Below are 24,232 nucleotides of genomic sequence, written 5' to 3'. Positions count from 1 at the left end.
GTTCAGTTCTGCCGCGTGATCTTGACGTCGTCGACCGCTGCCTCGACCAGCGAGGCGGTGGCCGTGTCCGCGGCGTCGATCAGGATGCGCACGGTCTGCCCGGCGAACGGGGTGAGGTCCGCGGTGGCCACGCTCCACGCGGCGTCCCGGTCGGAGGCCGCGCCCGCCTGCTGGAAGACGGTCGCCGTGGTGTTGCCCACGACCCTGACCCGGAAGTAGTCCGCGCTGGTCGCGTTCGACCCGTGCGCCAGGTACCAGGACAGCGACAGCGAGAGGGTCCCGCCGGTGGGCAGCGTGATCGGCGGCGACTGGATCGAGGAGACGCCGCCGTCCAGGTCGTACGCGCCGGCCGAGGAGCCGGCCAGGCGGCCGGTCACCAGGTCGTTGCTGCCGCTGACCGTGGTCCCGAGCTGCTTGGCGCCCGAGGAGGAGGTGTCGGCGGGGTCACCGCGCTCCCACTGGCCGAGGGTGGCCGTGTCGGTGCCGTTCGGGTTCACCGTCCAGCCGGTGGCGGTCTCGAAGGTGTCGGAGTAGACGGTCGTCGGCGGGGTGCCGGTGCCGCAGTACTGGGACTCCTTCCCGATGATCCGATAGACGCAGTCGGAGTACTCCAGGAAGCGCAGCACCGCCTCCCTGTTGCGGGTGGTCTGCGGCCCGATCTGCTCGTCCGGCGGGTAGAAGCCGGGGCTGGCGCCGACCGGGTACATCTCGAACGTGTAGCTGAAGATCTTGTAGACGCCCCACAGCCAGTCGTTGATGGTGCCGTCGGTGATGTAGAGGTCGCTGGACTGCTCGGGGGTGTAGCCGTTCGTCGAGGCCATGTTCTGGCCGAGCGTGGCGTGCGCGTTCCGGTCGTCCTGCGTCAGGCCGGGCGCGGTGTCGTTGAAGGTGTAGCCGTACGGCCACAGGATCAGCTCGCTGTAGGTGTGCCAGTCGATGTGCGACCTGAGCTGCTGCACGCCGCCGACGACGCGGCCGCGCACCCAGTTCGCCACGGCCCTGACCTCCGGCGCCGACTCGGCCGACGGGCCCCGGTAGGTGTCGCTGGAGGCCGTGCCCGAGGATCCGCCGCAGCAGCCCCACTGGTAGGCCCAGTTGCGGTTGAGGTCGGTGCCGATGGCGGAGCTGCCGCTGTTCGGCTGCCTGTTCTTGCGCCAGGACCGGTAGCTGCCCGTGGCGATGTCGTACTCGCCGCCGTCCGGGTTGAGGTCCGGCATGATCCAGATCTCCCGGGAGTTCACCAGGGAGGTGATCCTGGAGTCGCCGCCGTACCCGTCGGTGAGCAGGTCCATGATGTAGAGCGCCATCTCGACGGTGAGGTGCTCGCGGGCGTGCTGGTGCGCGGTGAACAGCACCTCCGTCTCGGCCTCGTCCGTGCCGACGTTGTCGCTGATCTTGACGCCGACGAGCTGCCGCCCTTCGTACGAGGTCCCGTACGTGAACTTGCCGGCGATGCCCGGATGGTCGGCGACCAGGGCGTCGATGTACGCGATCATCTCGGGGTAGTTGTGGTAGGCGGAGTCCGATGGCGGGAAGTCAGCGACCGCGGCATCGGACGTGGATCTCGGGCGCGGGACCTCCGCGACCCGGTAGCCGAGGTTCCTGATGGCGGCGACCTCGGCTTCCGTGGCGGTGACCAGGACCGACTGGTCCGTCACCTCGTCGATGGCCGCGCCGGTGGCCGCGACCGCGCTGCGTTGCTGCGCGTTGGCCGGGCCCTGGACGCGGTACTGCTTGTTCGGGGGCGGCTCGGCGGCGGCCCCGGCCCCGGTGGCTCCGGTCAGGCAGGCCAGGGACAGGGCGGCCAGAAGGATGACTAATCGGCGGTACACCTCGTCCTCCTCAGGCGCGCGGGCTCGGTGTTGACGCGCGCCTGACCTGAGAGTGAAGACGCCTCCTGCCTCAGGGAAGGCCCAATCTCGGCGTCCGGGGGGTGGCGGTAATGTGAAGCGTCATCACAGCGGGCCTGGAGCGAGGGCGGGATGTTCTTCGGCATCACGGATATCTGGACGTACGTCATCGGCGCTTTTCTGATCATTCTCCTCCCCGGGCCCAACTCGCTGTTCGTGCTCGCCCAGGCCGCGCAGCACGGCGTGCGGCAGGGATATCGGGCGGCGGGCGGGGTGTTCGTCGGCGACACGGTGCTCATGCTGCTCTCCGCCGTCGGCGCCGCCTCGCTGATGCGCTCCACGCCGTTGCTGTTCACCGTCGTGAAGTACGCGGGCGCGCTCTACCTGGCCTGGCTGGGGCTCCAGATGATCCGGGGAGCCTGGCGCGCGTGGCGGAACAAGGACGTCGAGGCGGCCGTGACGACCGGTCCCGGCCGGGTGGCGCGCGCCCCGCGCCCGTACGGCAAGGCGCTGGCGATCAGCCTGCTCAACCCCAAGGCGATCCTGTTCTTCGTGTCGTTCTTCGTCCAGTTCGTGGACCCCGGCTACGCCACGCCGGCGCTGTCGTTCCTGATCCTGGGCTCGATCATCCAGGTGTTCAGCGCGCTCTATCTCACGGGGCTGATTTTCTGCGGCTCGTTCCTGGCCGCCCAGTTCCGGGCCCGGCGGCGGCTCAACGCGGGCCTGACCTCGGGGGTCGGGGCGGTTTTCGTGGCATTCGGGGCATCGCTGGCGGCTTCGTCGCTCAGCTGACCGCCTCAGGGCGGCCATTCTGAACGTGTCAAAAGTGGCAGTCGCGGTCTGAGACGTCAGGTACGGTAAGCCACCGGTAAGCGCCCGGCAACCCACCAATGCGACGGTCCGACAGTGCCAGGGTGGCCGCGAGGTGACATCGAGCGGTCCTTCCGGCAAGCCTGTCTGCCCGAAGCCGGGGTAGTCCCAGCCCGTCGGCCTATCTGCGGAGCAAGCGTTGAACCACCCTCCTGTCACCCTGCCTCGACTGAGCGCCCTGGCCCGTCAGGCCGCCCCGCGGCTGCTGGAAGCCGTGGTCGCGCCCCTGGTGGTGTTCTATGCCGCGATGATGCTGCTGGGTCTGCACTGGGCCCTCGTCCTGACCTGCTCGTGGGTCTACGTGGGCGTGGCCTGGCGCCTGATCAAGCGGATCCCGGTGCCCGCCACGATGTACCTCGCGGCCGCCGCGATCACCCTGCGCACCGTCATCGGCCTGTGGACCGGCACCTGGGTGTGGTACTTCATCCAGCCCGAACTCGGCACCATCTGCATCAGCATCGCCTTCCTCGCGTCCGTGCGGCTGAACCGGCCGCTGGTGGAGAAGCTCACCCTCGACTACATCCATCTGCCCAACGCGGTGCTCAAGCACGAGCGGGTGCGCAAGTTCTTCGCCCGGATCACGCTGCTGTGGGCGTTCGTCCTGCTGATGAACTCGGGCCTGAGCATCGCGCTGGCGATCTACGAATCCCTCGCGGGCTCGCTCAGCGGCTACATCGTGCTGCGCACGTCAGCCGTGGCCCTGATAAGCGGCCTGGCGATCACCGTCTCCATCTTCGGCTTCAAGCGGCTGCTGCGCCGGCTGCACGTCGCGCACGCCTGACCTCTCGGCGAGCAGGAACGCTCCACCCATCCCCATCGCCATCCCGGTCAGCAGGCCGCACAGCTCCAGCAGGTCGGGCAGCCCGGTGGTGGCGGCGCCGAGCGGCGCGGCCGTCACCGTGATGATCATCGCGTACAGCCCCCAGGCGAACAGCGACCCCGACCCGAGCCAGGCCACGACCAGCGGCCGCCAGAACGGCCCCCGGCCGCGCGCACTCACCAGCACGACCAGCGCCGCGCCCGCCGCCACCGCGAGCACGCCCTTCACCCCCTGCTGGAGTGCGCCGGCCGGGGTCATCGCGTCGGCGACCTGCGGCGGCAGCCCGCCGCCGCCGCCGAACGCCCAGGAGAGCCGGACGGCGGCGATGGCCGCCGCCACCAGCGCCGAGCCCCACGCGACCACCCGCTGGAACGCTCTCGTCGCCGATGGGTACGGCAGCCCCACGGCGGTGGTGAGGACGCCGGGCCAGCGGTCGCGGGCGTAGAGCGCGAACGCCGTCATGAGCCCGGCCCCCTGCCCGACGAACCCGCCGTAGACCATGACGTACACCCACGGCTCGATCGGCCCGGCCACGTCGAACAGGGAGGACCCCTGGAGCAGCAGCCCGAGCGGCGTGACCAGCACGATCACGCCGAGCAGGCCGGTGCCCACCCAGAGCGGCAACAGCACCAGCCAGGCGGGCAGCCGCATCCCCCAGCGCATGGTGAACCCCAGCGCCAGGACCAGCGCGACGGCGTCCATGCCGAACGTCATCGCGTTCATGCCGTACATCACCGAGTCCTCCATGAACTCGGGGTCGGTGACGCCGATCGGGCTGCCCGTCAACCAGAGGATCTTGAGCGTGAGGTACGGGAGCATGGCGGCGATGGCCACGACCGCCGCGCCGATCCGGCCGAGGCCGGCTGCCGGTGTCTCGTTCATGCCTTCGAGCCTGTCCCCACGGGCGGCCGCGGACCTCGCCCGGCAGAGGGATCCTCCTCCCCCGCGCGGGGGAGCCCGGCCGCCTCAGGGCAGGTCGGCGGCCAGCTCGTAGCCTCCGGCCGAGGGACCGGCGGACAGGGCGCCGCCGGCCAGCCGCACCTGTTCGCGCAGGCCCGTGAGGCCGCGTCCGCCGGTGACCGTCGCCTCCGGCACTCGGGCCGGCGGGCCGTTGCGCACCACGATCCGGTGCGGCGTGACGGTGACGTCGATCTCGGCGCCGGGGGCGTGCTTGGCGGCGTTGGTGAGCCCTTCCCGCACGACCGCGTGCGCCAGGACGGGAAAGGGCTCCCGCAGGCGCGACGTGATGATCAGCCCGGAGTCGCGGGCCCGCTCCACCAGCGCGGCCACGTCACCGGACGCCGCCCGGGCCCCCGGCCGGCCGCGGTCGCGCGGCGGGGTCAGCGGCGCGGCGTCGGCGTCGTCGCTCAGCACGCCGATGATCCGTCGCAGCCGGTCGGTGGCGTCGGCGGCCGCCGCGCGCAGCTCGCCCGCGGCCCGGGCCTGGGCGGGCTCCAGCGCGGGCGACAGCTCCAGGCCCGCGGCGCGGACCGCGATGAGCGCCAGGTCGTGGCCGAGCGAGTCGTGCATGTCGCGGGCGATCCGCGCCCGCTCGCGCAGCCGCGCCTGCGCCTCGGCCGCCTGGCGGGCCTCGTCGCGCTGGTGCAGCAGCCGCCTGCGGAGCGCGCCGAGGAGACAGGGGATCACGTAGACGCCGAGCAGGCCGGTCACCATGGTGACCCACAGGCCGAACGCGCCGCCCTCGGCGAGGACGAGGACGACGCCGATGACGGCGATCGCGCCGCCTCCCGCGATGACCCCGGTGCCCTGCGGCGACGACCCCAAGGGCACCCGGCGCCCGGTGAGGTAGGCGTACCAGATGACGAACGGCGACACCGGCGAGAACGGGACGACCTTCACCTCGGTGGCTCCGGGGACGAGCCAGGTGAGGTCGGAGGTCGCCAGCGCCTCGCCGAACTCCCACGGCCCGAGCGGCAGCAGCAGCGCCACCGCCGCCGCCGGCCACCGGCGGCCGACGAGCACCGCGGCCCCCGCCAGCGCCAGCCGGGGCCCGGTGACCGCGGAGAACGCCCCCGCGTCCGTCAGCGGGTCGGGCCCCAGGGCCATGACCACGATCGCCAGCGCCCCCCACAGGAGCACGTCCTTCAACACCTGCCGGCCGTCCTCGCGACGCAGTCCCTTCACGCCCGCCACGGTAGCCGCCGCCCACGGGCGGCCACCGCCCCCGAAAGTCAGGACCCGGCCCTGACGAACGTCAGGTGGCCCGATCCCTCCCCCCGGCGGTAGGGCGGGCCCCACCGCCAAGACGGATGCCCGCACCGGTGTGCGGGGCCCGCGAGTCCGCTTGGATCAGGAGGTGCCCGCCGGAGGTCGCACCGCCCGCCCTGACGAAAGTCGGGGTCGGCGCGTGCCGATCGGCCGATGTGCCGGGACCCGCGGGGTCCTTAGGTTCGCGGCGTACGGCCCTGACCTCGCTCGGGGACGAGCCCGCGTCCGACCCCGGGACATCCCCGATGTCCGCCGGCACCTCTCGCGGCCAGGGTGAGAGGGCGCGCCTACCGATCGGAGTTCACTGATGTCGCACACCGTCCTGGAGTTCCTCCAGCAGGTGATGTCGTCGCCCTGGCTCTACCTGGCGCTCTTCGCGCTCTCCCTGCTCGACGGGTTCTTCCCCATCGTGCCGGCGGAGACCTCGGTGATCACCGCCGGGGTGTTCGCGGCGACCGGCGAGCCGAACCTCGCCCTGGTGATCGTCGTGGCCGCGGCCGGCGCGTTCGCCGGCGACCACATCTCCTACCTGCTCGGGCTCAAGGGCGGCGGACGGCTGCGCGGGCGCAAGGCGATGGTGTGGGCGCACGGCGCCCTCGCCGAGCGCGGCGGCCTGGTGCTGGTGGTCGCCCGCTACATCCCCGGCGGGCGGACCGCGACCACGCTCACCATGGGCGCCGTCCGCTACCCGCGGCGCTCCTTCGCGTTCTTCGACGCGATAGCGGCGATCTCGTGGGGGCTGTACTCGGGGCTGATCGGGTTCTTCGGCGGGATGGCGTTCGAGCGCGACCCCCTCAAGGGCCTGCTGCTCGGGCTGGGCCTCGCGGTCGGCGTCACCGCCGCCGTGGAGCTCGTCCGCTGGCTGCGCAGGCGGCGCGCCATCGGGGTTTCCCCCGCGCGACTCCCCTCGGACACGTCGGTTTGACCTGGCCGGGTGAGCATGCGGCTTGAAAGGAGTGCGGCATGACGACGGTACCGGCCGCGGTGATCGCCCTGATCGGCTCCCTGTTCTTCGCGCTCGGGGCCGCGCTGCAGCAGTTCGAGGCGGTCGGCGCGAACGGCGCGGCTGGCGCGGACCGGCCGAAGATGCTGGAGCTGCTGCGGCGGCCACGCTGGCTGCTGGGCGGGGCCTCCATCCTGGCCGGCGGCGGGCTGCACATCGTGGCGCTCGGTCTCGGCCCGCTGACCGTGGTCCAGCCGATGGGGGTGGCCAGCCTCCTGTTCGCGCTGCCGATCGCGGCCACCCTGCACGGCCGCAGGCCCACCACGTCCGAGCTGGGTGCGGCGGCCGTGGTCGCGGCGGGGCTGATCGGCCTCGTCCTGATGGTGCCCGAGTCGGCGGGGCCGGTGCGGCTCGACCTCGGGGAACTGTTCACCCTGCTCGGCCTCTCCGGAGCCGCGGCGGCCCTGCTGTGGGCCGGGTCGCGGCCGGCGTCCCCGGCGGGCCGGGCCGCGCTGCTGGCCACGGCCTCCGGAGTCCTGTACGGCGCCACGGCCACGCTGGTGCGGGTGCTGGTGGACGGCGGCTGGAACTGGGCCTACCTGCTGGCACTGCCCGTCCCCGCGCTGCTGGCGCTCATGATGCTGCAGCGCGCCTACGCCGTCGGCCACTTCGGCGTCTCCTTCGCCGCGTTGCAGATCGCCGACCCCGTCACCGCGGTGGCGTTCGGCGCGCTGCTGCTCGGCGAGCCCCTCCCCACCGGCCCGGTCCCGATCGCGGCGGCGGCGCTGGCCGCCGCCGGGACCGTCGCGCTCGCCCGTACGACCCCGCTCGAAAACCGGCCTCTCCGGGCCGGACGCATCTCTGAAAGCTGAGGAGTCACCCCACCATGGCGATGCCCCTGCACCGGACCCGCCCGGACGCCGAGCTCTTCCCCGTGCCCGACCGCCCGCGGCGGATCATGATCTCGACCGACACGTACCCGCCCGACGTGAACGGCACGGCCTACTTCACCCACCGGCTCGCCGCCGGCCTCGCCGAGCGCGGCAACGAGGTGCACGTGGTGTGCCAGTCGGACCTCGGCCCGGCCGCCGCCGACGTGGTCGACGGCGTGATCGTGCACCGGCTGCGGTCGGCGCCGCTGCTCGTCCATCCGACGATGCGGGTCACGGTCCCCACGCGGCTGGACCGGCTGATGGCCGCCATCGACCCCGACGTGCTGCACACCCAGGGCCACTTCGTCGTCGGCCGGGCCGCCCTGGCCGCCGCGCGCCGCCGCGGCGTCCCGGTCGTCGCCACCAACCACTTCATGCCCGACAACCTCTTCCAGTTCGGCCGCGTCCCCGAACGGCTGCGCCGGGGCGCGGGCCGGCTGGCCTGGCGCGACTTCGGCCGGGTGTACCGCAAGGCCGACCGCGTCACCACGCCCACTCCGCTGGCCGCCGCCCTCCTCGCCGAGCAGGGCTTCGACCGCGAGGTCGAGGCCGTCTCCTGCGGCATCGACCTGACCCGCTTCCACCCGCACGCCGAGCCGAAGGCGTGGGCGCGCAAACTGCTCGGCCTGCCCGACCGGCCGACCGTGCTGTTCGTCGGCCGGCTCGACGAGGAGAAGCGGCTCGCTGACCTCGTCCGGGCCATGCCGTACGTGCTGAACGACGTCGACGCCCAGCTCGCGCTCGTCGGCCGCGGCAACCAGCGCGACGAACTGGAGAGGCTCGCCGACAGGATCGGGGTGGCCGGGAACGTGTCATTCCTCGGGTTCGTGGCCGACGAGAAGATGCCGCAGGCGTACGCGGCCGCGGACGTGTTCGCGATGCCGAGCGTGGCCGAGCTGCAGAGCATCGCCACCCTGGAGGCGATGGCGACCGGCCTGCCGGTGGTGCTGGCCGACGCGATGGCGCTGCCGCACCTGGTGAACGGCGACAACGGCTACCTGTTCCCGCCCGGTGACGTGCCGGCCCTGGCCCGTCACCTGACCGCCATCCTGGCCGACGGCGACCTGCGCGAGCGGCTCGGCCTCGCCGGCCGCGCGCTCGCGCTCTCCCACGACCACCGGACGTCGCTCGCCCGGTTCGAGCAGATCTATGACGAGGTGACCAGATGACCGTACGGGCCGCCATCGCCGTCTCCGTCACGGCGACGCTGACGTCCGCCTGCGCCCTGGGCTACGCCGAGCTGGCGCTGCCCGCCCAGCCGCTGCTCAGCCACTACGCGCTGGTGCCGGGCGGGATGGCGCCGACGCTCCTCGGGATGCTCGCGCTGGCCGCGGGGTGCCTGTCCCTCGCGTACGGGCTGGTCGCGTCGGACCCGCGCGGCACGGCGGCGAGCCGGGTGCTGCTGCTGGCCGCGGCGGCCGGGCTGATGCTCAGCGGGATCTTCCCGACCGATCCGGCCACGGCCGAGCTGAAGTCGCTGACGGGGGAGGTCCACCGCTGGTCCGCAGCCGTGGTCTTCACCACCCTGCCGGTGGCGGGCTGGGCGCTGGCGCGCGGGCGGGCCGGCGCGGTGCGCTGGAGCGCCGTCAGGGCGCTGGCGGTGGCCGCCGCGCTGATGCTGGCGGCGTACCTGGCCGCACATCCCGCCTCCGTCACCTCGGTGTGGATCGGCGGGGAGGGCTATTACGGGCTGCTGGAGCGGGCCGTGGTGGTGGCGGACATGGCGCTGCTGGCGGTCATGGCGGTCGCGACGCCGCGGCCCGCCGCCGCGCCCGTCCCCACCTCGGCCGTGGAGGAACGCCCCGAGCGGCTGGCCGCCTGACGACGTTTCGACCGGGGTCGAAGGACTTGCCGCCTAACGTGGCCGCATGGTCGTCATCACCCGTCACGCCGAGGCCCTCGCGGTGCTCGCCGACAGCCGTTACATCCCGCCCCCGGTCAGGCAGGACGCGCCGGAGGGGACGCTCGCCTGGCTGCGCGCCCGCGCCTCCCGGTTCAGCACCGGGCAGGCGCACGCGCGACGGCGGCGCCTGCTGGAGGACCTGCTCGCCGCCCTCGACCCGGACGCGCTCCATGACGCCGCCAGGGACCTGACGCTGGAACGGGACGGGCGCTGGGAAGGCGTCCCCGTGACGGTGCTCGGCCACGCCCTGGGCTTCCGTGACCCCGGCCTGGCCGCGGCCGTGCGCGCCGCCGCCCCCGGTTACCTGTCCGGCGAGGAGACGCCGGAGGCCGACGCGGCGGTCCGGGACCTGTTCGCGGGCCGCGGTCCCGCCGAGGACGCGGTGGCCCGCGTCACGCTGCTGCTCCAGGCGCACGACGCCACCGAAGGGCTCATCCGCAACGCGCTGCGGCAGGCCCGGCCGGGTGACGACGTGCCGCGGGCGCTGGAACGGACGCTCCGGCTGGACCCGCCGCTCACCGTGACGCGGCGGCTGGACCGGGAGACCGGCGCCGAGGTCCGGATCGACCTGGTCCGCGCCAACCGCGACGGCGAGCCGCACCTGACGTTCGGAGCGGGCGTGCGACCATGCCCCGCCGACCGCCACGCGACGGCACTGGCCACCGGCGTGGTGACGGCGGTCCTGGCCCGATGAGCCCTCAGCGGGCGAAGTGAAGGCGGACGGACCAGGGCCACGAACCCCAGGCCGTTGAGGTGAGGGCAGACGGGCCGGGCGGGGCGGGGTACGGCGGGCCGGGGCCTCGTGGGAGTGCCGCTCTGGCCGGGATAATCGGGGCATGCGCTTCGAGATCCTCGGCCCCACCGCGGTGCGGGGTGCCGACGGGACCGCCATCCCGATCGGCGGTCCGCGGGTCCGCGCGCTGCTCGCGCTGCTGGCGCTGGAGCCGGGGCGGGTGATCGACGCCGACCGGCTCGCCACCGGGCTGTACGGGGAGGAGCCGCCGGAAGGCGTGGCCAACGCGCTGCAGTCGCAGGTGTCGCGGCTGCGCAGGGCGCTGGGGCGCGACCGGGTCGAGTTCCACCCGGCGGGCTACCGGCTGGTGGCCGACCCGATGGACGTGGACGCGATCCGGTTCGAGCGGCTCGCCGCCGAGGGCCGGCGGGCGCTCGGCTCCGGAGACGCGCGGCGGGCGGCGGCGCTGCTGCGCGAAGGGCTGGCGCTGTGGCGGGGCAGGCCGCTGGCCGACGCGCCGCACGCGGGCGCGGCGGCGGCCCGGCTGTCGGAGCTGCGGCTGACGGCGGTCGAGGACCGCACGCAGGCGGACCTGGAGCTGGGCCGGCACCGTGAGCTGGTCGCCGAGCTGCGCCAGCTCGTCGCCGACCACCCGCTGCGCGAGCGGCCGCGCGCCCAGCTCATGCGCGCCCTGTACGGAAGCGGCCGGCAGGCCGAGGCCCTGGCCGCGTACGCGGAAGGGCGGCGCGTGCTCCGCGACGAGCTGGGCCTCGAGCCGGGACCGGAGCTGACGGCGGCCCATCTGGCGGTCCTGCGCGCCGACCCGGCCCTGGGACCGGCCGCCCCTCCCATCCCCGACGACGCCTCCCGCACAACGGACGGCCCGATAAGCGGCGCCGTGGGTGGTCCTGTAGGTGGTCCGGTGGGTGGAGCGCCGGAAGGATCCGAGGGGGGCGTGGGTGCGGCGGGTCGCGGGGGCCGTGAGGGGGTCAAGCTGGGGACACGGGCGCAGCTGACGAGTTTCGTGGGTCGGGGTGAGGAGCTGCGGCAGGTGAGCGCGGAACTGGCCGCGTCCAGGCTGGTCACCCTGGTCGGGCCCGGCGGCGCGGGGAAGACGCGGCTGGCGCTGGAGGTGGCCGAGCGGGCCGAGGGCGACGTGTGCCTGGTGCAGCTCGCCCCCCTCACCGCGGAGTCCGAGGTGACGCCCGCGGTGCTGACCGCGCTGGGCATCCGCGACCGGCACCGGCCGGAGCCGCCCCGGCTGGAGCCGGCCGAGCGGCTGGTCGCCGCGCTGGCCGGCCGTGACCTGCTGCTCATCCTGGACAACAGCGAGCACGTGGTCGAGGCGGTGGCGCGGCTGGCCGACACGCTGCTGGGGTCGTGCCCGGGGCTGCGGGTGCTGGCCACCAGCCGGGAGGGGCTGGGCATCACCGGTGAGTCGCTGGTGCCGGTCGCGCCGCTGCGCCTGCCTCCGCCCGACGCGCCGGACCCGCTGGGCTATGCGGCGGTACGGCTGTTCGCCGACCGGGCGGCGGCCGTGCGTCCGGGCTTCGCGGTCACCCCGGACAACGCCGAGCAGGTGATCCGCATCTGCCACGCCATGGACGGTCTGCCGCTGGCCATCGAGCTGGCGGCGGCCCGGCTGCGCACGCTGCCGGTGGCGGAGGTGGCGGCCAGGCTGGACGACCGGTTCCGGCTGCTGGCGCGTGGCAGCCGGACGGCGCTGCCGCGTCACCAGACGCTGCGCGCCGTGGTGGCGTGGAGCTGGGATCTGCTGGACGGGGACGAGCAGCGGATGGCGGGAAGGCTGACGGTGTTCGCGGGCGGCGCGACCGCCGAGGCGGCCGAGCGGGTGTGCGGGCTGCCCGAGGAGCTGCTGTTCTCGCTGGCGGAGAAGTCCCTGGTGGAGGCCGTGGACGGCCGCTTCCGCATGCTGGGGACGATCCGCGCGTTCTGCGCCGAGCGGCTGGAGGAGGCCGGGGAGGCGGAGGCGATCCGCGAGGCGCACGCCGCCTACTACCTGAACCTCGCGGTCGAAGCCGACGGCCATCTGCGCCGCGCCGAGCAGCTGGAGTGGCTGGCCCGTCTGGACGCGGAGAGCGACGACCTCAACGCCGCCGTACGCTGGACGACCGAGTCGGGCCGGCTGGAGACGGCGCTGCGGCTGGTGGGCTTCTGCGCCTGCTACTGGTGGATGCGCGGACACCGGACGGTCAGTTCGGCCCTCGGGCGGGAGCTGCTGGACCGTGTCGGCGAGACCACGCCGGCGGGCCTGGAGGAGGAGTACGCCATGTGCGTGCTCGTGGCGGCCTGGAACGGCGTGAACGGTGACTGGCTCAACGAGCGGCTCGAAGCGCTGCGCCCCTCCCGGACCACCGACTACATACCGGCCAGGCTGGAGTTCCTCACCTTGCTGCTGTCCATGTTCACCGGCCCGCCCCCGGACGTGTCCACGGTCGCGGAGCTGCGCGAGCTGACCGCGGCGGTGAGCATGTCACCCTGGTCGACGGCGCTCACCGGCTGCGGGTACGGGTTCCTGCTGCAGTTCGGGGGCCAGGAAGGCAGGGCTCGGGCGGAGTTCGAGCGTTCGCTGGCCGCCTTCCGCGCCATGGGCGAGCGCTGGGGCACCATGCTGGCGCTGTCCGCCCTCGCCGACCTGGCCGCTGAGCAGGGGGACCACGCGACCGCCCTGGCCATGGCGGACGCCGCGCTGGAGGTGGCGCGAGAGCTGGGCGCGCCGGCCGACGTCGCGGAGGGCCTGTGCCGGCGTGCCGACGCGCTGGCCCGCACCGGCGAGCTGGAGCGGGCGCGGGCGACGTACGAGACGGCCGCGGACCTGTCCCGGCGGGTCGGCTCGACCGACATGCTGGCCAGGGCGCACTGCGGGCTGGGCGAGGTGGCGCTCGCGGTGGGCGACGCGGCCGGCGCCCGTACCTGGCTGGAGCAGGCCCGCGAGGAGTGCCCCACGGCCTGGTACAGCGTGAGCGAGCTGAGGGAGCGGATCAGCGCCGGGCTGACGGCCGCGGCGGAAGCGGTCAGCGGACGGTAGGCCCGCGGTCAGCGGGCACCGTGACCGTGGACCGCATGAAGAAGAAATGGTCCTGCCTGGCGATCTGCTGCCTGGCCACCCTCCTCCTGTCCGTGGATCTCACGGTCCTGCACCTGGCCCTGCCGCGGCTGGTCGCCGACCTCGGCGCGTCCTCCACCCAGTTGCTGTGGATCGGCGACGTCTACGGGTTCGCGCTCGCGGGCCTGCTCATCACGATGGGCAACGTCGGCGATCGCGTCGGCCGCAAGCGGCTGCTGCTGATGGGCGCGGTCGCGTTCGCCGCGGCCTCCGCGGTCACCGCGTACGCGCCGAACCCGGAGCTGCTCATCGCGGCGCGGGCGCTGCTGGGCGTGGCGGGCGCGACGATCATGCCGTCCACGCTCTCGATCATCAGGAACGTGTTCACCGAACCGGCGGAGCGCACCACCGCCGTCGGGATCTGGAGCGGGATGAGCGCCGCCGGGTTCGCGCTCGGCCCGGTGGTCGGCGGTCTGCTGCTGGACCACTTCTGGTGGGGCTCGGTGTTCCTGATCAATCTGCCGATCATGGCGTTGATCGTGGTCGCGGGCGTCCGGGTGCTGCCGGAGTCGCGCAACCCGTCGCCGGGCCGCATCGACCTGCTCAGCGTGGCGCTGTCGTTCGCCGGGATCGTGGCCGTCATCTACGCGGTCAAGGAGGCGGCCGACAAGGGCCTGGCGCACGTGGACGTGCCGGTGGCGGGGTTGCTGGGGGTGGGCTGCCTGCTGGCGTTCGTCCTGCGGCAGACGCGGCTGGCCGAGCCGTTGATCGACGTGCGGCTCTTCAGGCGGCGCGCGTTCTCCGCGTCCATCGGCACCAACCTGCTGGCGATCTTCACGATGATGGCCATGTCGTTGATCTTCGCCTGGTACTTCCAGCTCGTGCTGGGCTGGTCGCCGCTGCAGGCGGGGCTCGCGGGCCTGCCCGGCGGGTTGAGCGGGGCGATCGGCGGCGTGCTGGCCGGCTCGCTGGTGAACCTGATCGGCAGGAACGGCGTCGTGGCGCTCGGGCTGCTGATGAACGCGGGGGCGTTCTTCTTCTACTCCACCCTCGGCCTGAAGGTCAGCTACCCGGTCATGGCCTGCGCCATGATCGTGGGCGGCATGGGCATCGGGCTGGCGTTCACCGTCAACAACGACAACGTGCTGGCCACCGCGCCCAAGGAACGCGCGGGGGCCGCGGCGGCGGTCTCGGAGACCTCGTTCGAGCTGGGCGGCGCCCTCGGCATCGCGATCCTCGGCACGCTGCTGAACAGCACGTACGCCGGGCGTCTCCAGGTGCCCGCCGGGGTGCCGGACGAGGCGGCGCGCGAGTCCATCGCCGGGGCGCTGACCGTCGCCGAGTCGCTGCCCGCCGCGCAGGCCGGTCAGCTCGTCGTGGCGGCGCGGGAGGCGTTCGTCGAGGCCGTGAGCGTCACGGCGCTGACCACGTCGGCGATGCTCGTGGTGGTGGCGGCGCTGGCGCTGGCGGGGCTGCGCGGCGTGCCCAAGGTCATCCCCGAGGAGGACCTCGCGCGGACGCACTGACCCCCGCCGGGAGGCGGCGTCACCTCACAGGTGCTCGCGCAGGAACTCCGCCGTCGCCGCGACGGCCTGCGTCACGTACGGTTCGCGGTCGTACAGATCGGTGTGCCGCCTGGCGTCCAGCCAGACCAGCCGCTTCGGCTCGTCCAGCCGCTTGAACGCCTCCTCGGCGCCTTCGGGCGAGCAGAACCGGTCGGCCACGCCGTGCACGAGGAGCGCCGGCCTGGGCGACAGGAAGTCGGCGCCGATCATGTTGTCCATCGTCATCAGCTCGCGGACGCTCGCGCTGGTCACCCGGTTGACCCAGTGGGCGGAGGCGGAGCGGCCGGTGCCGTAGTAGTCGAGGAGTTCGGCGCCGGGCATGGCGGCCTCCCCCTCCTCGGCCACCGCCGGGAGGTACGCCACGGGCCCGCCCAGGTCCTGCCGTTCGAGCACGTCGGTGAGGGCGGCCAGCCTGGCCTGGTAGTCCGCGTCCGTCCGCGTCGTGTACGGGTTGTGGTACGCCCCCGCGATCCCGGCGAACGCCTTGACCCGGGGGTCGAAGGCGGCGAACTTGAGCGCGTAGCCGGCGCCCAGGCAGATGCCGGCCACGCCGATCCGCTCCGCGTCGACCTCCGGCCGCGAGCGCAGGAACGACACCGCCGCCCGCAGGTCGTGCAGCTTGCCCTGCGGGTCCTCGTGGCAGCGCGGCTCCCCGCCCGACTCGCCCCAGTTGCGGTGGTCGAAGGCCAGCGTGACGAACCCCTGGGCGGCCAGCAGCTCCGCGTACCGGCCGGTCACCTGGTCGCGCACCCCGCTGAGCGGCCCGGTCAGGACCAGGGCGGGGAGCGGTCGCGTACCGTCGGGCACCCGCAGGTCGCCGACCAGCGGCAGGCCGTCCACGGCGAACTCCATCCTCATCCCTCCAGTGTGAGAGACCGGGCCCGCGGCGGGGCACGCCGCGGGCCCGCCGCCGCTAGGAGTCGAAGCCCAGCCCCATCCGGTCCAGCGTGCGCAGCCACAGGTTGCGCTTGCCCTGCTGCTCGTCGGCCTTGGCGATCGACCAGCGGGTGAACTGGATGACGCCCGAGCGGACCGGCTCGGGCGGGAACGGCATCGGCTTCTCCCGTACCATGCGCAGTTCGGTGCGCTCGGTCCGCTCGCCCGCCAGCAGGTCGAGCATGACGTTCGCGCCGAAGCGGGTGGCGCCGACGCCCATGCCGGTGTAGCCGACCGCGTAGGCCAGGCGCCCGCCGTGGGCCTGCCCGTAGAAGGCGCTGAACCTGCTGCAGGTGTCGATCACGCCGCCCCACCGGTGGGTGAAGCGCACGTCGGAGAGCTGCGGGAAGGTGTCGTAGAAGTGCCGGGCCAGCTTGACGAAGGTCTCGTCGCGCTGCTCGTACTCCGGCTTGACCAGGCCGCCGTTGTAGTAGACCGCGTCGTAGCCGCCCCACAGGATGCGGTTGTCGTCGGTCAGCCGGTAGTAGTGGAACTGGTTGGCGGCGTCGCCCACGCCCTGCCGGTTGCGCCACCCGATCTGGCCCAGCTGGGCGTCGCTGAGCGGCTCGGTCATCAGCGCGTAGTCGTACACGGGCACCACGAAGTGCTTGAGCCGGCGCAGCAGCGGCGGGAACACGCCGGTGCCGAGCGCGACCCTGTGGCCGGTGACCGACCCGTGCGGGGTGCGCAGGGTGATCGTCGTGCCGTCGTCGTCCAGCGAGCGGACCGGGCTGCGCTCGTGCACCCGCACCCCGAGCCGCACGCACGCCTCGCGCAGGCCCCACGCCAGCCGGGCCGGGTCGAGCATGGCGCAGCCGCTGCGGTCCCACAGCCCGCCCAGGTAGGTGGGCGAGTCGATCTCGGCGCGGAGCCGCTCCCGATCCAGCGGCACGTAGTCCAGGCCGAGCTCCTCGATCAGGTCGAGGTGCTCGTAGAGGGAGTCGAGCTGCCACTGCTCGGTGGCGACGTTCAGCTCGCCGGTGCGCTCGAAGGAGCAGTCGATGTCGTGGCGGCGGAGTGTCGCCTCGATCTCGTCGAGGTTCTCCACCCCCATGCGCTCCAGCCGGTCGAGCTCGTCCGGCCAGCGCTCCAGGCCGTTGGCCAGGCCGTGCGTGAGGGTCGCCATGCAGAACCCGCCGTTGCGGCCGGAGGCCGCCCAGCCGATCCTGCGCCCCTCCAGCAGCACCACGTCCTGCGAGGGGTCGCGTTCCTTGGCCATCAGGGCCGTCCACAGGCCCGAGAAGCCGCCGCCGACGACGACCAGGTCGGCGGTGGTGTGTCCGGAGAGCCGCGGTCGCGGCTCAGGTCTGGCCGGGCTGTCCAGCCAGTACGGCTTGCGCTCCGCGTCAGCCAGCGCCTTCAGCGGATCCACAAATCCCACTTCCCTTACGGTGTCTATGAAGAGTTGAAAATCGCGGGACCAATAGGGTGATCACGCGCGGGTTCCCCCCGCCGGAATCCGATCTCGCCTCCCTGTTCTTTGCCGGTGTTCTTTCTGAGCAGTGCCGAAAACCCCCCGCGGCGGGCGGGGGGTTCCGGACGGGTTCAGGTGCGGCGCCTGGCCGCCACCGCGTTGATGATCGCGATCAGCACGCCGACGCCGAAGATCAGCGTACCCATGACGTTCACCTGCGGCGGGATCCCGGTCTTCACCGAGCCGATGATCCACAGCGGGAAGGTGAGTGTGGAGCCGTTGACGAAGCTCGTCACCACGTAGTCGTCGATGGACAGCGCGAACGCCAGCATCGCGCCGGCGAGCACGCCGGGCAGGATGGACGGCAGCGTGACCAGGCGGAAGGTGGCCCACGGCCCCGCCCCGAGGTCCTTGGCCGCCTCCTCCAGTGACGGGTCCAGGGTGACCACGCGGGCCCGCACGGTCACGGTCACGAACGCCAGCGAGAACAGCACGTGCGCGATCGTGATCGTGATCTGGTCGCGCGGGACGTTCGCCGAGACGAACAGCGACAGCAGCGAGGCGCCCATGACCAGCTCGGGCGTGGAGATCGCGGCGAACACCAGGAAGTTCGTCGCCCCCTGGCCCCGGAACCGGTGACGGCCCAGGGCCAGCCCGAGCATGGTGCCGATGACCACGGTGATGACCGTGCTGGCCAGCGCGATGACCAGCGAGTTGATCAGGGCCCTGCTCAGGTCGGGGATCGCGAACAGCTCCCCGTACCACTTGAACGTGAAACCCTGCCAGGTGGCGTTCGACTTGCTCTGCTTGTCGTTGAAGCCGAACGCGATCATGACGGCGATGGGCGCGGCCAGCCACAGGATGATCAGCCAGGTGTACGCCTTCAGCAGCCGGTCGCCGAACCGGCCCCGTGCTCCGCTCATCGCGCCGCCGCCTCCAGCACATTGTCGGTGCCGAGCACCCGGGCGTACACGAAGATGCCCACGAGCAGCACCGCCATCAGCGTGAACGACAGCGCCGAGGCCGTCGGGTAGTCGTTGTTGACCAGGTACTCGGTCTGGATGATGTTGCCGATCATGGTGTTGCCGGTCCCGCCGAGCACCTGGGCGTTGACCGGGTCGGCCGTGGCCGGCACGAACGTCATCAGCACCCCGGCGAACACGCCCGGCAGCGACAGCGGCAGCACCACCTTGCGGAAGGCGGTGCCGCGCGACGCGTACAGGTCCTGCGCCGCCTCTACCAGGCGCGGGTCCACCCGCTCCAGCGACACGTAGATCGGCAGGATCATGAACGGCAGCCAGTTGTACGTCAGGCCCGCGATCACCGCGAACGAGGTGGCGAGCACGTGGAAGTCGGCGCCCAGCACCCCCCAGCCCTTCAGCGTGCCGAGCAGGATGCCGTCGTCGGCCAGCAGGAAGCCCCAGGAGATCGTCCGCAGCACGAACGACACGAAGAACGGCAGCAGCAACAGGAAGAGGTAGACCGACTTGCGGTTGCCGCCCTTGAACGCGATCCAGTAGGCGACCGGGTAGCCGATCACCAGCATGGCCGCCGTCGCCGCCGCGCCGTAGCCCAGCGAGCGGACCAGCTGGGTGCTGTAGGTGCCGAGGGCGTCGCCGTAGTTGGAGAAGCTGAACGTCATGACGAAGCCGTCGATCACGTTCCCGGTCTGCAACGACACCGACGCCATCGCCGCCAGCGGCACCACCAGGAAGATCGCCAGCCACATCCAGCTCGGCAGCGCGAGCAGGTAGGGGGTCAGACGCCTCATGACCTAGGCCTGGGTGACGGACTGGAAGATCGGGTTGAACACCTGCTCCTTGGCCGTGGTGAGCGGCGTGTAGCTGCGGAGCTTGGCGTAGTCGGCCTCGGTGGGGAACATCAGCGGGCTCTCGGCCATGTCGAGCAGCGCCTTCTTGTCCTCGCCGGACGCGCTCTCGGCCTTCTTCCGCAGCAGGTCCTGGACGGCCGGCACGGGCGTGACGAACTGGATGTACTCGTCCAGCTCGGCGGCGATCTCCGGCTTGTAGAGGAAGTCCATGAGCGTCATGGCGTCCACCGGGTTGGCCGCGCCCTTGGGGATGAGCATGTTGTCGGTCCATATCGTGCCGCCCTCCTCGGGCACCACGAACGCGACCGGCTCGCCCGCGAGCTGCCGCTGGAACACGTCACCGGACCAGGCCATCGTCAGCCAGACGTCGCCGCGGGACACGGCGTCGATGTAGTCCTGGTTGTAGTACTTGCGCACGATCCCGGCTTCACGCTGGGCCTTGAGCTTCTCCCCGGCCTTCTTCCAGTCGTCCTCGGTCGAGGTCTCCGGGTCGACGCCGAGGGCGATCATGCCGAAGTTGGCGATCTCCTGGGCGTCGGCCATCATGCCGACCCGGCCCTCGTACTTGGCGTCGAACAGGGCGTCGATGCTGGTGATCTTGTCCTTGACGTACTTGGTGTTGTACGCGATGCCGGTGATGCCCGAGGCGAACGGCATCGTGTACTTGTTGCCCGGGTCGTAGGCGCGGTTCTTGTACGCCTCTCCCGCGTTGGCCTGGAAGTTCGGCATCTTCGACTGGTCGAGCATGACCGCGTAGCCCAGCGTGAACATGTGCTGGAGCTGGATGCCGTTGGTCATGACCACGATGTCGTAGCCGAGCGGCTGACCGGCGCGGAGCACCGGGTCGGCCTTGCCGAAGAACTCCGTGTTCTCGTTGATGACCTCCTTGTACTCATAGGAGATCCCGGTTTCCTGCTGGAACTTCTTCAGCGGCCCGTGGTCCTCGGGCATGTACTCGGGCCAGTTGGCGAAGACGACCTTGCCGTTCTTCTTCTGCTGGGCCCAGTAGTCGGCGACCGCGTCGGCCTTGGGGGGTTCGGCCTTCTGTCCCTGGACGCCGCAGGCGGACAGGGCGAGACCGGCGGCGGACAGGCCCGCGAGCCGGAAGACGTCGCGGCGGGTGCGGGGCTGGGTCATACCCCGCACGAGGGCGGGGGAATGCAGGTGTTTCATGACGTGCTATCAACTTCCCATCACATATGAGTGCTGCGCCTGCCAGGACAGCCAGACGGAGTCTCCCCGCTCCGCCGTGACCGTCGCGTCGTGCGCGTTCTGCTCGAACACCGTGATGTCGGCCCCGTCGGCGAGCTTCACGGCGTAGCTGTTGTACGTGCCGAGGTAGACCACCTCGGACACGGTTCCTGGCAGGGCGCTCACGTCGCCCGTGGGCTCCTGCGTGGCGAGGGTGATCTTCTCGGGGCGGACGGTCACCGCCACCTCGCCCTCCCTGCCGGGCACCAGCACCCGGCCGCCGCCGAGCTTCAGCACGCCGCCGGTGGCGGTGCCCGTCAGGAGGTTGGAGGTGCCGATGAAGCCCGCCACGAAGGTGGTCGCCGGCCGCTCGTAGATCTCGCGCGGCGGGGCGAGCTGTTCGATGAGCCCGTCCTTCATGACGGCGATCCGGTCGCTCATCGTCAGCGCCTCGTTCTGGTCGTGCGTCACGTACACGAACGTGATGCCGACCTCCCGCTGGATGCGCTTGAGTTCCAGCTGCATGGCCTGGCGCAGCTTGAGGTCGAGGGCGCCGAGCGGTTCGTCGAGCAGGAGCGCGCGTGGCCGGTTGACCAGCGCGCGGGCCAGCGCGACGCGCTGCTGCTGGCCGCCCGACATCTCGCGCGGGCGGCGCTTCTCGCGGCCGGTCAGGTCGACGATGGCCAGCATCTCCTCGACCCGCCGCTTGATCTCGTCCTGCGGCGTCTTCTTCTGCTTCAGCCCGAAGGCCACGTTGTCCCACACGCTCATGTGCGGGAACAGCGCGTAGGACTGGAAGACCATGTTCACGTCGCGCTTGTTCGGCGGCACGTCGGTGACGTCCCGGCCGTGCAGCCGGATCACGCCCTTGGACGGCTCCTCGAAGCCGGCGATCATGCGCATGGTGGTGGTCTTGCCGCAGCCGGACGGGCCGAGGAGGGAGAAGAACTCTCCCTCGGCGATGTCAAGCGTGACGCCCTTGACCGCCTGGACGACCTCGCCGTGCGAGACGTACTCCTTGACGACGTCCTCTAGTTCGATCGCGCTGTCAGTCGGGGTGTCGGGCGGGGTCTGGGGCGGGGTGTCGGGAGGACTCTGCTCGGCCATATCCGGGGGTTCCCTTTGTACTTGCTTATCGCGATATTTCGTACTACTCGCCGATGTAGTGCATGACGTGCTTGACCCTGGTGTAGTCGTGCAGGCCGAACACCGAGAGGTCCTTGCCGTACCCGGAGTGCTTGAAGCCGCCGTGCGGCATCTCCGAGACGAACGGGATGTGGGTGTTCACCCAGACCACCCCGAAGTCGAGCTTGTTCGACATCCGCATGGCGCGGCCGTGGTCGGAGGTCCACACCGAGCCGCTGAGGCCGTACCTGACGTCGTTGGCCTTGGCCAGCGCGTCGGCCTCGTCGGTGAAGGTCTGGACGGTGATGACCGGGCCGAACACCTCGTTCTGCACCATCTCGTCGTCCTGCTTGAGCCCGTCGACGACGGTGGGGGCGAAGAAGTAGCCGCGGTCGCCGACCCGCTGCCCGCCGGTGAGCACCTTGGCGTGCGCGGGGGCGCGGTCGATGAAGCCCTGGACGCGGGCGAGCTGGTTCTCGTTGTTGAGCGGACCGTACAGCGCGTCCTCGTTGGACAGGTCGCCGGTCACCGTGGCGGCGGCGGCCTCGGCCAGCGCGGCCACGAACTCGTCGTGCACGCTCTCCTGGACCAGCACCCGGCAGGCGGCGGTGCAGTCCTGGCCGGCGTTGTAGAGGCCGGCGACGGCGATGTCCTGGGCGGCCTTGGCCAGGTCCTTCACGTCCTCGAAGACCACGACCGGGGCCTTGCCGCCGAGCTCCAGGTGGACCCGCTTGAGGTCGTCGGCGGCGCTCTTGGCCACGGACATGCCCGCGCCGACCGAACCGGTGATCGCCACCATCGCGGCGGTCGGGTGGCTCACCACGGTGGCGCCGGTCTCGCGGTCGCCGGTGACGACGTTGAAGACGCCGGGCGGGAGGACGCTGCCGATGATCTCGGCGAGCTTGAGCGTGGAGGCCGGGGTGGTGTCGGACGGCTTGAGCACGACGGTGTTGCCGGCGGCGAGCGCGGGGGCGATCTTCCAGACGGCCATCATCATCGGGTAGTTCCACGGCGTGACCTGGCCGATCACGCCGATCGGCTCGTGCCGGATGACGCTGGTGTGGTCGGCGAGGAACTCACCGGCCGTGGGGCCTTCGAGCGTGCGGGCCGCGCCGGCGAAGAAGCGGAAGTGGTCGGCCGCCACGGGGGTCTCGTCCTCGGCCATGCGGGCGAGCGGCTTCCCGGTGTTGCGGCACTCCGCCTCGTTGATCTCGTCGGCCCGCGCCTCGATGGCGTCGGCGACCTTGAGCAGCAGGTTGGCCCGCTCGCCCGGGGTGGTGGCGCCCCACGACTCGAACGCGGCGGCCGCGGCCGCGAAGGCGGCGTCCACGTCCTCGGGGCCGGAGATCGGGGCCTGCAGGTAGGCCTCTCCGGTGCACGGGTCGATGACGTCGGAGAATCGGCCGCTCTTGGCGTCCACGAACTCACCGTTGACGAAGTTCTGCAGACGGACGGTCAAGGGATGACCTCCTGTTGAGATGGCTGCTGAGGTGGTGTTGCCGCAGGTGGTTGAGGTTGCGGTGACTCTTACAGAGTAACCGCATCTAAACAAGGGATTTCGTGGCGAAGATACCAAATCGCTACGAAATCGCTTGACAGATCGTCCAGAACTGACACCATGTCGCACCAGGACGGCAACCCGGAGGGAACGCCTCCGTAACATGCCGGCCGGTTGGAGGATCCCTCGACATGACCACGCCGCCGCGCGTACGCCGCAGCAAGGACGCTGCCACCGGATCGGTCGTGCTCGACGAACTGTCCAAGCAGATCATCGAGCAGCTCCAGTCCGACGGGCGTAGACCGTACGCCGCGATCGGCAAGGCCGTCGGCCTGTCGGAGGCCGCGGTCCGCCAGCGGGTCCAGCGGCTGCAGGAGGCCGGTGTCATGCAGATCGTCGCCGTCACCGACCCGCTGACGCTCGGCTTCCCGCGCCAGGCCATGATCGGCGTCACCTGCGAGGGCGACCTGGAGTCGGTCGCCGACGAGCTGGCGGCTATAGAGGAGATCGACTACGTGGTTCTCACCGCGGGCTCCTTCGACCTGATCGTCGAGGTGGTGTGCGAGGGCGACCGTCATCTGCTGGAGATCCTCAGCAAGATCAGGGCCATCCCCGCGGTCCGCGGCACCGAGTCCTTCGTGTATCTCAAGCTGCGCAAGCAGACCTACTCATGGGGCACCCGATAGCCGCGCCACCGCCCTGACCGGCGCCCCGTCGGCGCCCGCCAGCCTGATCGGCAGCATCGACACCTCGACGGACCGGCCCGACGCCTGCGCCTCCAGCAGCCGGCCGAGCCCTTTGAGGTTCTCCGCGATGACGGCGTGCGCCCCGCAGAGCACCCGGTGCGCGGGGAGGTCCCGCGCCGGGGTGGGATCGACGCTCAGCGCGTCGATCCCGACGGTCCGCACGCCCCGCTCCACCAGCAGCCGCGCCGCCTCCTCGGTCAGATGAGGATGACCGAGGTACGCCGGAGTCCCCCAGTGGGCCGACCACCCGGTGGCCACGAGCACGATGCGGCCGAGCTCGCCCCGGAAGAGGTCGGGCCCGATGGCCGCGCCCGGGGCGAGCCCCCGGGCGTCGACCGTCACGGCGGGCCCCACGAACCGCTCCAGCGGAAGCTCGTCCAGGTCGGGCAGGGTGTCGTCCAGATGGAACGGCGCGTCCACGTGGGTCCCGGACTGCGAGCCCAGATGCACGGCCAGGACGTTGACCCCGTCGCGGCCGGCGGTCAGCGCCGGCTCGATCGTCACCTCCGGATCGCCTGGATAGACGGGCATCCCGGTGACGATCGGCACCGACAGGTCGACCAGCTCCATGGCCGTCAT

21 protein-coding genes are annotated in these 24,232 nt (G+C 71.9%); 10 read left to right on the top strand and 11 right to left on the bottom strand.

Features of this window, described 5'->3' with window-relative positions; all coding sequences use genetic code 11:
- Window positions 1-2: 2 nt before the first annotated feature.
- A complete protein-coding gene (locus ACQEUU_RS11575) occupies window positions 3-1,832 on the bottom strand; it encodes a M14 family zinc carboxypeptidase (protein WP_433064076.1) in 1,830 nt (609 codons plus the stop codon).
- Window positions 1,833-1,982: 150 nt separating this feature from the next.
- On the opposite strand from ACQEUU_RS11575, the gene leuE reads away from it, so the two are divergent.
- Window positions 1,983-2,642, top strand: coding sequence for a leucine efflux protein LeuE (leuE, locus tag ACQEUU_RS11570; protein ID WP_433064074.1), 660 nt, complete (start codon window positions 1,983-1,985; stop codon window positions 2,640-2,642).
- Between the two features lie 217 nt (window positions 2,643-2,859).
- On the top strand, window positions 2,860-3,501 hold the full coding sequence (locus ACQEUU_RS11565; protein WP_433064071.1) for a VC0807 family protein: 642 nt from the start codon (window positions 2,860-2,862) through the stop codon (window positions 3,499-3,501).
- Here ACQEUU_RS11565 and ACQEUU_RS11560 read toward each other — a convergent pair.
- A complete protein-coding gene (locus tag ACQEUU_RS11560) occupies window positions 3,409-4,422 on the bottom strand; it encodes a hypothetical protein (RefSeq protein WP_433064068.1) in 1,014 nt (337 codons plus the stop codon). The genes ACQEUU_RS11565 and ACQEUU_RS11560 overlap by 93 nt on opposite strands.
- 84 nt (window positions 4,423-4,506) lie before the next feature.
- The gene (locus tag ACQEUU_RS11555; RefSeq protein WP_433064065.1) at window positions 4,507-5,685 is read right to left on the bottom strand and encodes a sensor histidine kinase; all 1,179 of its coding nucleotides are present in this window, start codon (window positions 5,683-5,685) and stop codon (window positions 4,507-4,509) included.
- 391 nt (window positions 5,686-6,076) lie between these two features.
- On the opposite strand from ACQEUU_RS11555, the gene ACQEUU_RS11550 reads away from it, so the two are divergent.
- The 7 genes from ACQEUU_RS11550 to ACQEUU_RS11520 all read left to right on the top strand — a co-directional run bounded on the left by ACQEUU_RS11550 (window position 6,077) and on the right by ACQEUU_RS11520 (window position 14,873).
- The gene (locus ACQEUU_RS11550) at window positions 6,077-6,694 is read left to right on the top strand and encodes a DedA family protein (RefSeq protein WP_433064062.1); all 618 of its coding nucleotides are present in this window, start codon (window positions 6,077-6,079) and stop codon (window positions 6,692-6,694) included.
- A gap of 38 nt (window positions 6,695-6,732) precedes the next feature.
- A complete protein-coding gene (locus tag ACQEUU_RS11545; RefSeq protein ID WP_433064060.1) occupies window positions 6,733-7,584 on the top strand; it encodes a DMT family transporter in 852 nt (283 codons plus the stop codon).
- A gap of 20 nt (window positions 7,585-7,604) precedes the next feature.
- Window positions 7,605-8,813: a glycosyltransferase gene (locus ACQEUU_RS11540; RefSeq protein WP_433071817.1), complete on the top strand. Its 1,209-nt coding sequence runs from the start codon at window positions 7,605-7,607 to the stop codon at window positions 8,811-8,813.
- Window positions 8,810-9,466, top strand: coding sequence for a DUF998 domain-containing protein (locus tag ACQEUU_RS11535; RefSeq protein WP_433064058.1), 657 nt, complete (start codon window positions 8,810-8,812; stop codon window positions 9,464-9,466). Before ACQEUU_RS11540 ends, ACQEUU_RS11535 begins: the two co-directional genes overlap by 4 nt.
- 46 nt (window positions 9,467-9,512) lie before the next feature.
- Entirely contained in the window at window positions 9,513-10,241 is a 729-nt protein-coding gene (locus ACQEUU_RS11530) for a hypothetical protein (RefSeq protein WP_433064055.1), read from the top strand.
- A 142-nt stretch (window positions 10,242-10,383) separates the two neighbouring features.
- Complete coding sequence (locus ACQEUU_RS11525) at window positions 10,384-13,329, top strand: BTAD domain-containing putative transcriptional regulator (RefSeq protein ID WP_433064052.1); 2,946 nt, start codon at window positions 10,384-10,386, stop codon at window positions 13,327-13,329.
- Window positions 13,330-13,364: 35 nt separating this feature from the next.
- Window positions 13,365-14,873, top strand: coding sequence for an MFS transporter (locus tag ACQEUU_RS11520; protein ID WP_433064050.1), 1,509 nt, complete (start codon window positions 13,365-13,367; stop codon window positions 14,871-14,873).
- A 24-nt stretch (window positions 14,874-14,897) separates the two neighbouring features.
- Here ACQEUU_RS11520 and ACQEUU_RS11515 read toward each other — a convergent pair whose 3' ends face one another.
- From ACQEUU_RS11515 to ACQEUU_RS11485, 7 genes are all read right to left on the bottom strand, one after another.
- Window positions 14,898-15,770: an alpha/beta hydrolase gene (locus ACQEUU_RS11515; RefSeq protein WP_433064047.1), complete on the bottom strand. Its 873-nt coding sequence runs from the start codon at window positions 15,768-15,770 to the stop codon at window positions 14,898-14,900.
- Window positions 15,771-15,825: 55 nt separating this feature from the next.
- Window positions 15,826-17,220: an NAD(P)/FAD-dependent oxidoreductase gene (locus ACQEUU_RS11510; protein ID WP_433071815.1), complete on the bottom strand. Its 1,395-nt coding sequence runs from the start codon at window positions 17,218-17,220 to the stop codon at window positions 15,826-15,828.
- A 173-nt stretch (window positions 17,221-17,393) separates the two neighbouring features.
- Window positions 17,394-18,185, bottom strand: a complete 792-nt coding sequence (locus tag ACQEUU_RS11505; protein WP_433064044.1) for an ABC transporter permease — start codon at window positions 18,183-18,185, stop codon at window positions 17,394-17,396.
- Window positions 18,182-19,033, bottom strand: coding sequence for an ABC transporter permease (locus ACQEUU_RS11500; RefSeq protein ID WP_433064042.1), 852 nt, complete (start codon window positions 19,031-19,033; stop codon window positions 18,182-18,184). The genes ACQEUU_RS11505 and ACQEUU_RS11500 overlap by 4 nt, the downstream gene beginning before the upstream one ends.
- 3 nt (window positions 19,034-19,036) lie before the next feature.
- The gene (locus tag ACQEUU_RS11495) at window positions 19,037-20,230 is read right to left on the bottom strand and encodes an ABC transporter substrate-binding protein (protein WP_433064040.1); all 1,194 of its coding nucleotides are present in this window, start codon (window positions 20,228-20,230) and stop codon (window positions 19,037-19,039) included.
- A 45-nt stretch (window positions 20,231-20,275) separates the two neighbouring features.
- Window positions 20,276-21,391: an ABC transporter ATP-binding protein gene (locus tag ACQEUU_RS11490; RefSeq protein WP_433064034.1), complete on the bottom strand. Its 1,116-nt coding sequence runs from the start codon at window positions 21,389-21,391 to the stop codon at window positions 20,276-20,278.
- A gap of 43 nt (window positions 21,392-21,434) precedes the next feature.
- Window positions 21,435-22,868, bottom strand: coding sequence for a gamma-aminobutyraldehyde dehydrogenase (locus ACQEUU_RS11485; protein WP_433064031.1), 1,434 nt, complete (start codon window positions 22,866-22,868; stop codon window positions 21,435-21,437).
- A gap of 230 nt (window positions 22,869-23,098) precedes the next feature.
- Here ACQEUU_RS11485 and ACQEUU_RS11480 point away from each other — a divergent pair, with 230 nt between their 5' ends.
- Entirely contained in the window at window positions 23,099-23,593 is a 495-nt protein-coding gene (locus ACQEUU_RS11480) for an Lrp/AsnC family transcriptional regulator (RefSeq protein ID WP_433064028.1), read from the top strand.
- Here ACQEUU_RS11480 and ACQEUU_RS11475 read toward each other — a convergent pair.
- Window positions 23,576-24,232, bottom strand: a complete 657-nt coding sequence (locus ACQEUU_RS11475; protein ID WP_433064026.1) for a cyclase family protein — start codon at window positions 24,230-24,232, stop codon at window positions 23,576-23,578. The two genes, ACQEUU_RS11480 and ACQEUU_RS11475, sit on opposite strands and share 18 nt — an antisense overlap.

It is taken from the genome of Nonomuraea sp. CA-218870 (genome assembly GCF_050936535.1).
GTDB classification, from domain to species: Bacteria; Actinomycetota; Actinomycetes; order Streptosporangiales; family Streptosporangiaceae; genus Nonomuraea; species Nonomuraea corallina.
This window is presented reverse-complemented; position numbering and strand designations above follow the sequence as displayed.

What these genes read in the sequence shown, in the direction of transcription:
- leuE (WP_433064074.1), top strand. Translation starts at nt 1,983, where the DNA reads ATGTTCTTCGGCATCACGGATATCTGGACGTACGTCATCGGCGCTTTT.
- ACQEUU_RS11560 (WP_433064068.1), bottom strand. Translation starts at nt 4,422, where the DNA reads ATGAACGAGACACCGGCAGCCGGCCTCGGCCGGATCGGCGCGGCGGTC.
- ACQEUU_RS11550 (WP_433064062.1), top strand. Translation starts at nt 6,077, where the DNA reads ATGTCGCACACCGTCCTGGAGTTCCTCCAGCAGGTGATGTCGTCGCCC.
- ACQEUU_RS11545 (WP_433064060.1), top strand. Translation starts at nt 6,733, where the DNA reads ATGACGACGGTACCGGCCGCGGTGATCGCCCTGATCGGCTCCCTGTTC.
- ACQEUU_RS11540 (WP_433071817.1), top strand. Translation starts at nt 7,605, where the DNA reads ATGCCCCTGCACCGGACCCGCCCGGACGCCGAGCTCTTCCCCGTGCCC.
- ACQEUU_RS11535 (WP_433064058.1), top strand. Translation starts at nt 8,810, where the DNA reads ATGACCGTACGGGCCGCCATCGCCGTCTCCGTCACGGCGACGCTGACG.
- ACQEUU_RS11530 (WP_433064055.1), top strand. Translation starts at nt 9,513, where the DNA reads ATGGTCGTCATCACCCGTCACGCCGAGGCCCTCGCGGTGCTCGCCGAC.
- ACQEUU_RS11525 (WP_433064052.1), top strand. Translation starts at nt 10,384, where the DNA reads ATGCGCTTCGAGATCCTCGGCCCCACCGCGGTGCGGGGTGCCGACGGG.
- ACQEUU_RS11520 (WP_433064050.1), top strand. Translation starts at nt 13,365, where the DNA reads ATGAAGAAGAAATGGTCCTGCCTGGCGATCTGCTGCCTGGCCACCCTC.
- ACQEUU_RS11515 (WP_433064047.1), bottom strand. Translation starts at nt 15,770, where the DNA reads ATGAGGATGGAGTTCGCCGTGGACGGCCTGCCGCTGGTCGGCGACCTG.
- ACQEUU_RS11505 (WP_433064044.1), bottom strand. Translation starts at nt 18,185, where the DNA reads ATGAGCGGAGCACGGGGCCGGTTCGGCGACCGGCTGCTGAAGGCGTAC.
- ACQEUU_RS11500 (WP_433064042.1), bottom strand. Translation starts at nt 19,033, where the DNA reads ATGAGGCGTCTGACCCCCTACCTGCTCGCGCTGCCGAGCTGGATGTGG.
- ACQEUU_RS11495 (WP_433064040.1), bottom strand. Translation starts at nt 20,230, where the DNA reads ATGACCCAGCCCCGCACCCGCCGCGACGTCTTCCGGCTCGCGGGCCTG.
- ACQEUU_RS11490 (WP_433064034.1), bottom strand. Translation starts at nt 21,391, where the DNA reads ATGGCCGAGCAGAGTCCTCCCGACACCCCGCCCCAGACCCCGCCCGAC.
- ACQEUU_RS11480 (WP_433064028.1), top strand. Translation starts at nt 23,099, where the DNA reads ATGACCACGCCGCCGCGCGTACGCCGCAGCAAGGACGCTGCCACCGGA.
- ACQEUU_RS11475 (WP_433064026.1), bottom strand. Translation starts at nt 24,232, where the DNA reads ATGACGGCCATGGAGCTGGTCGACCTGTCGGTGCCGATCGTCACCGGG.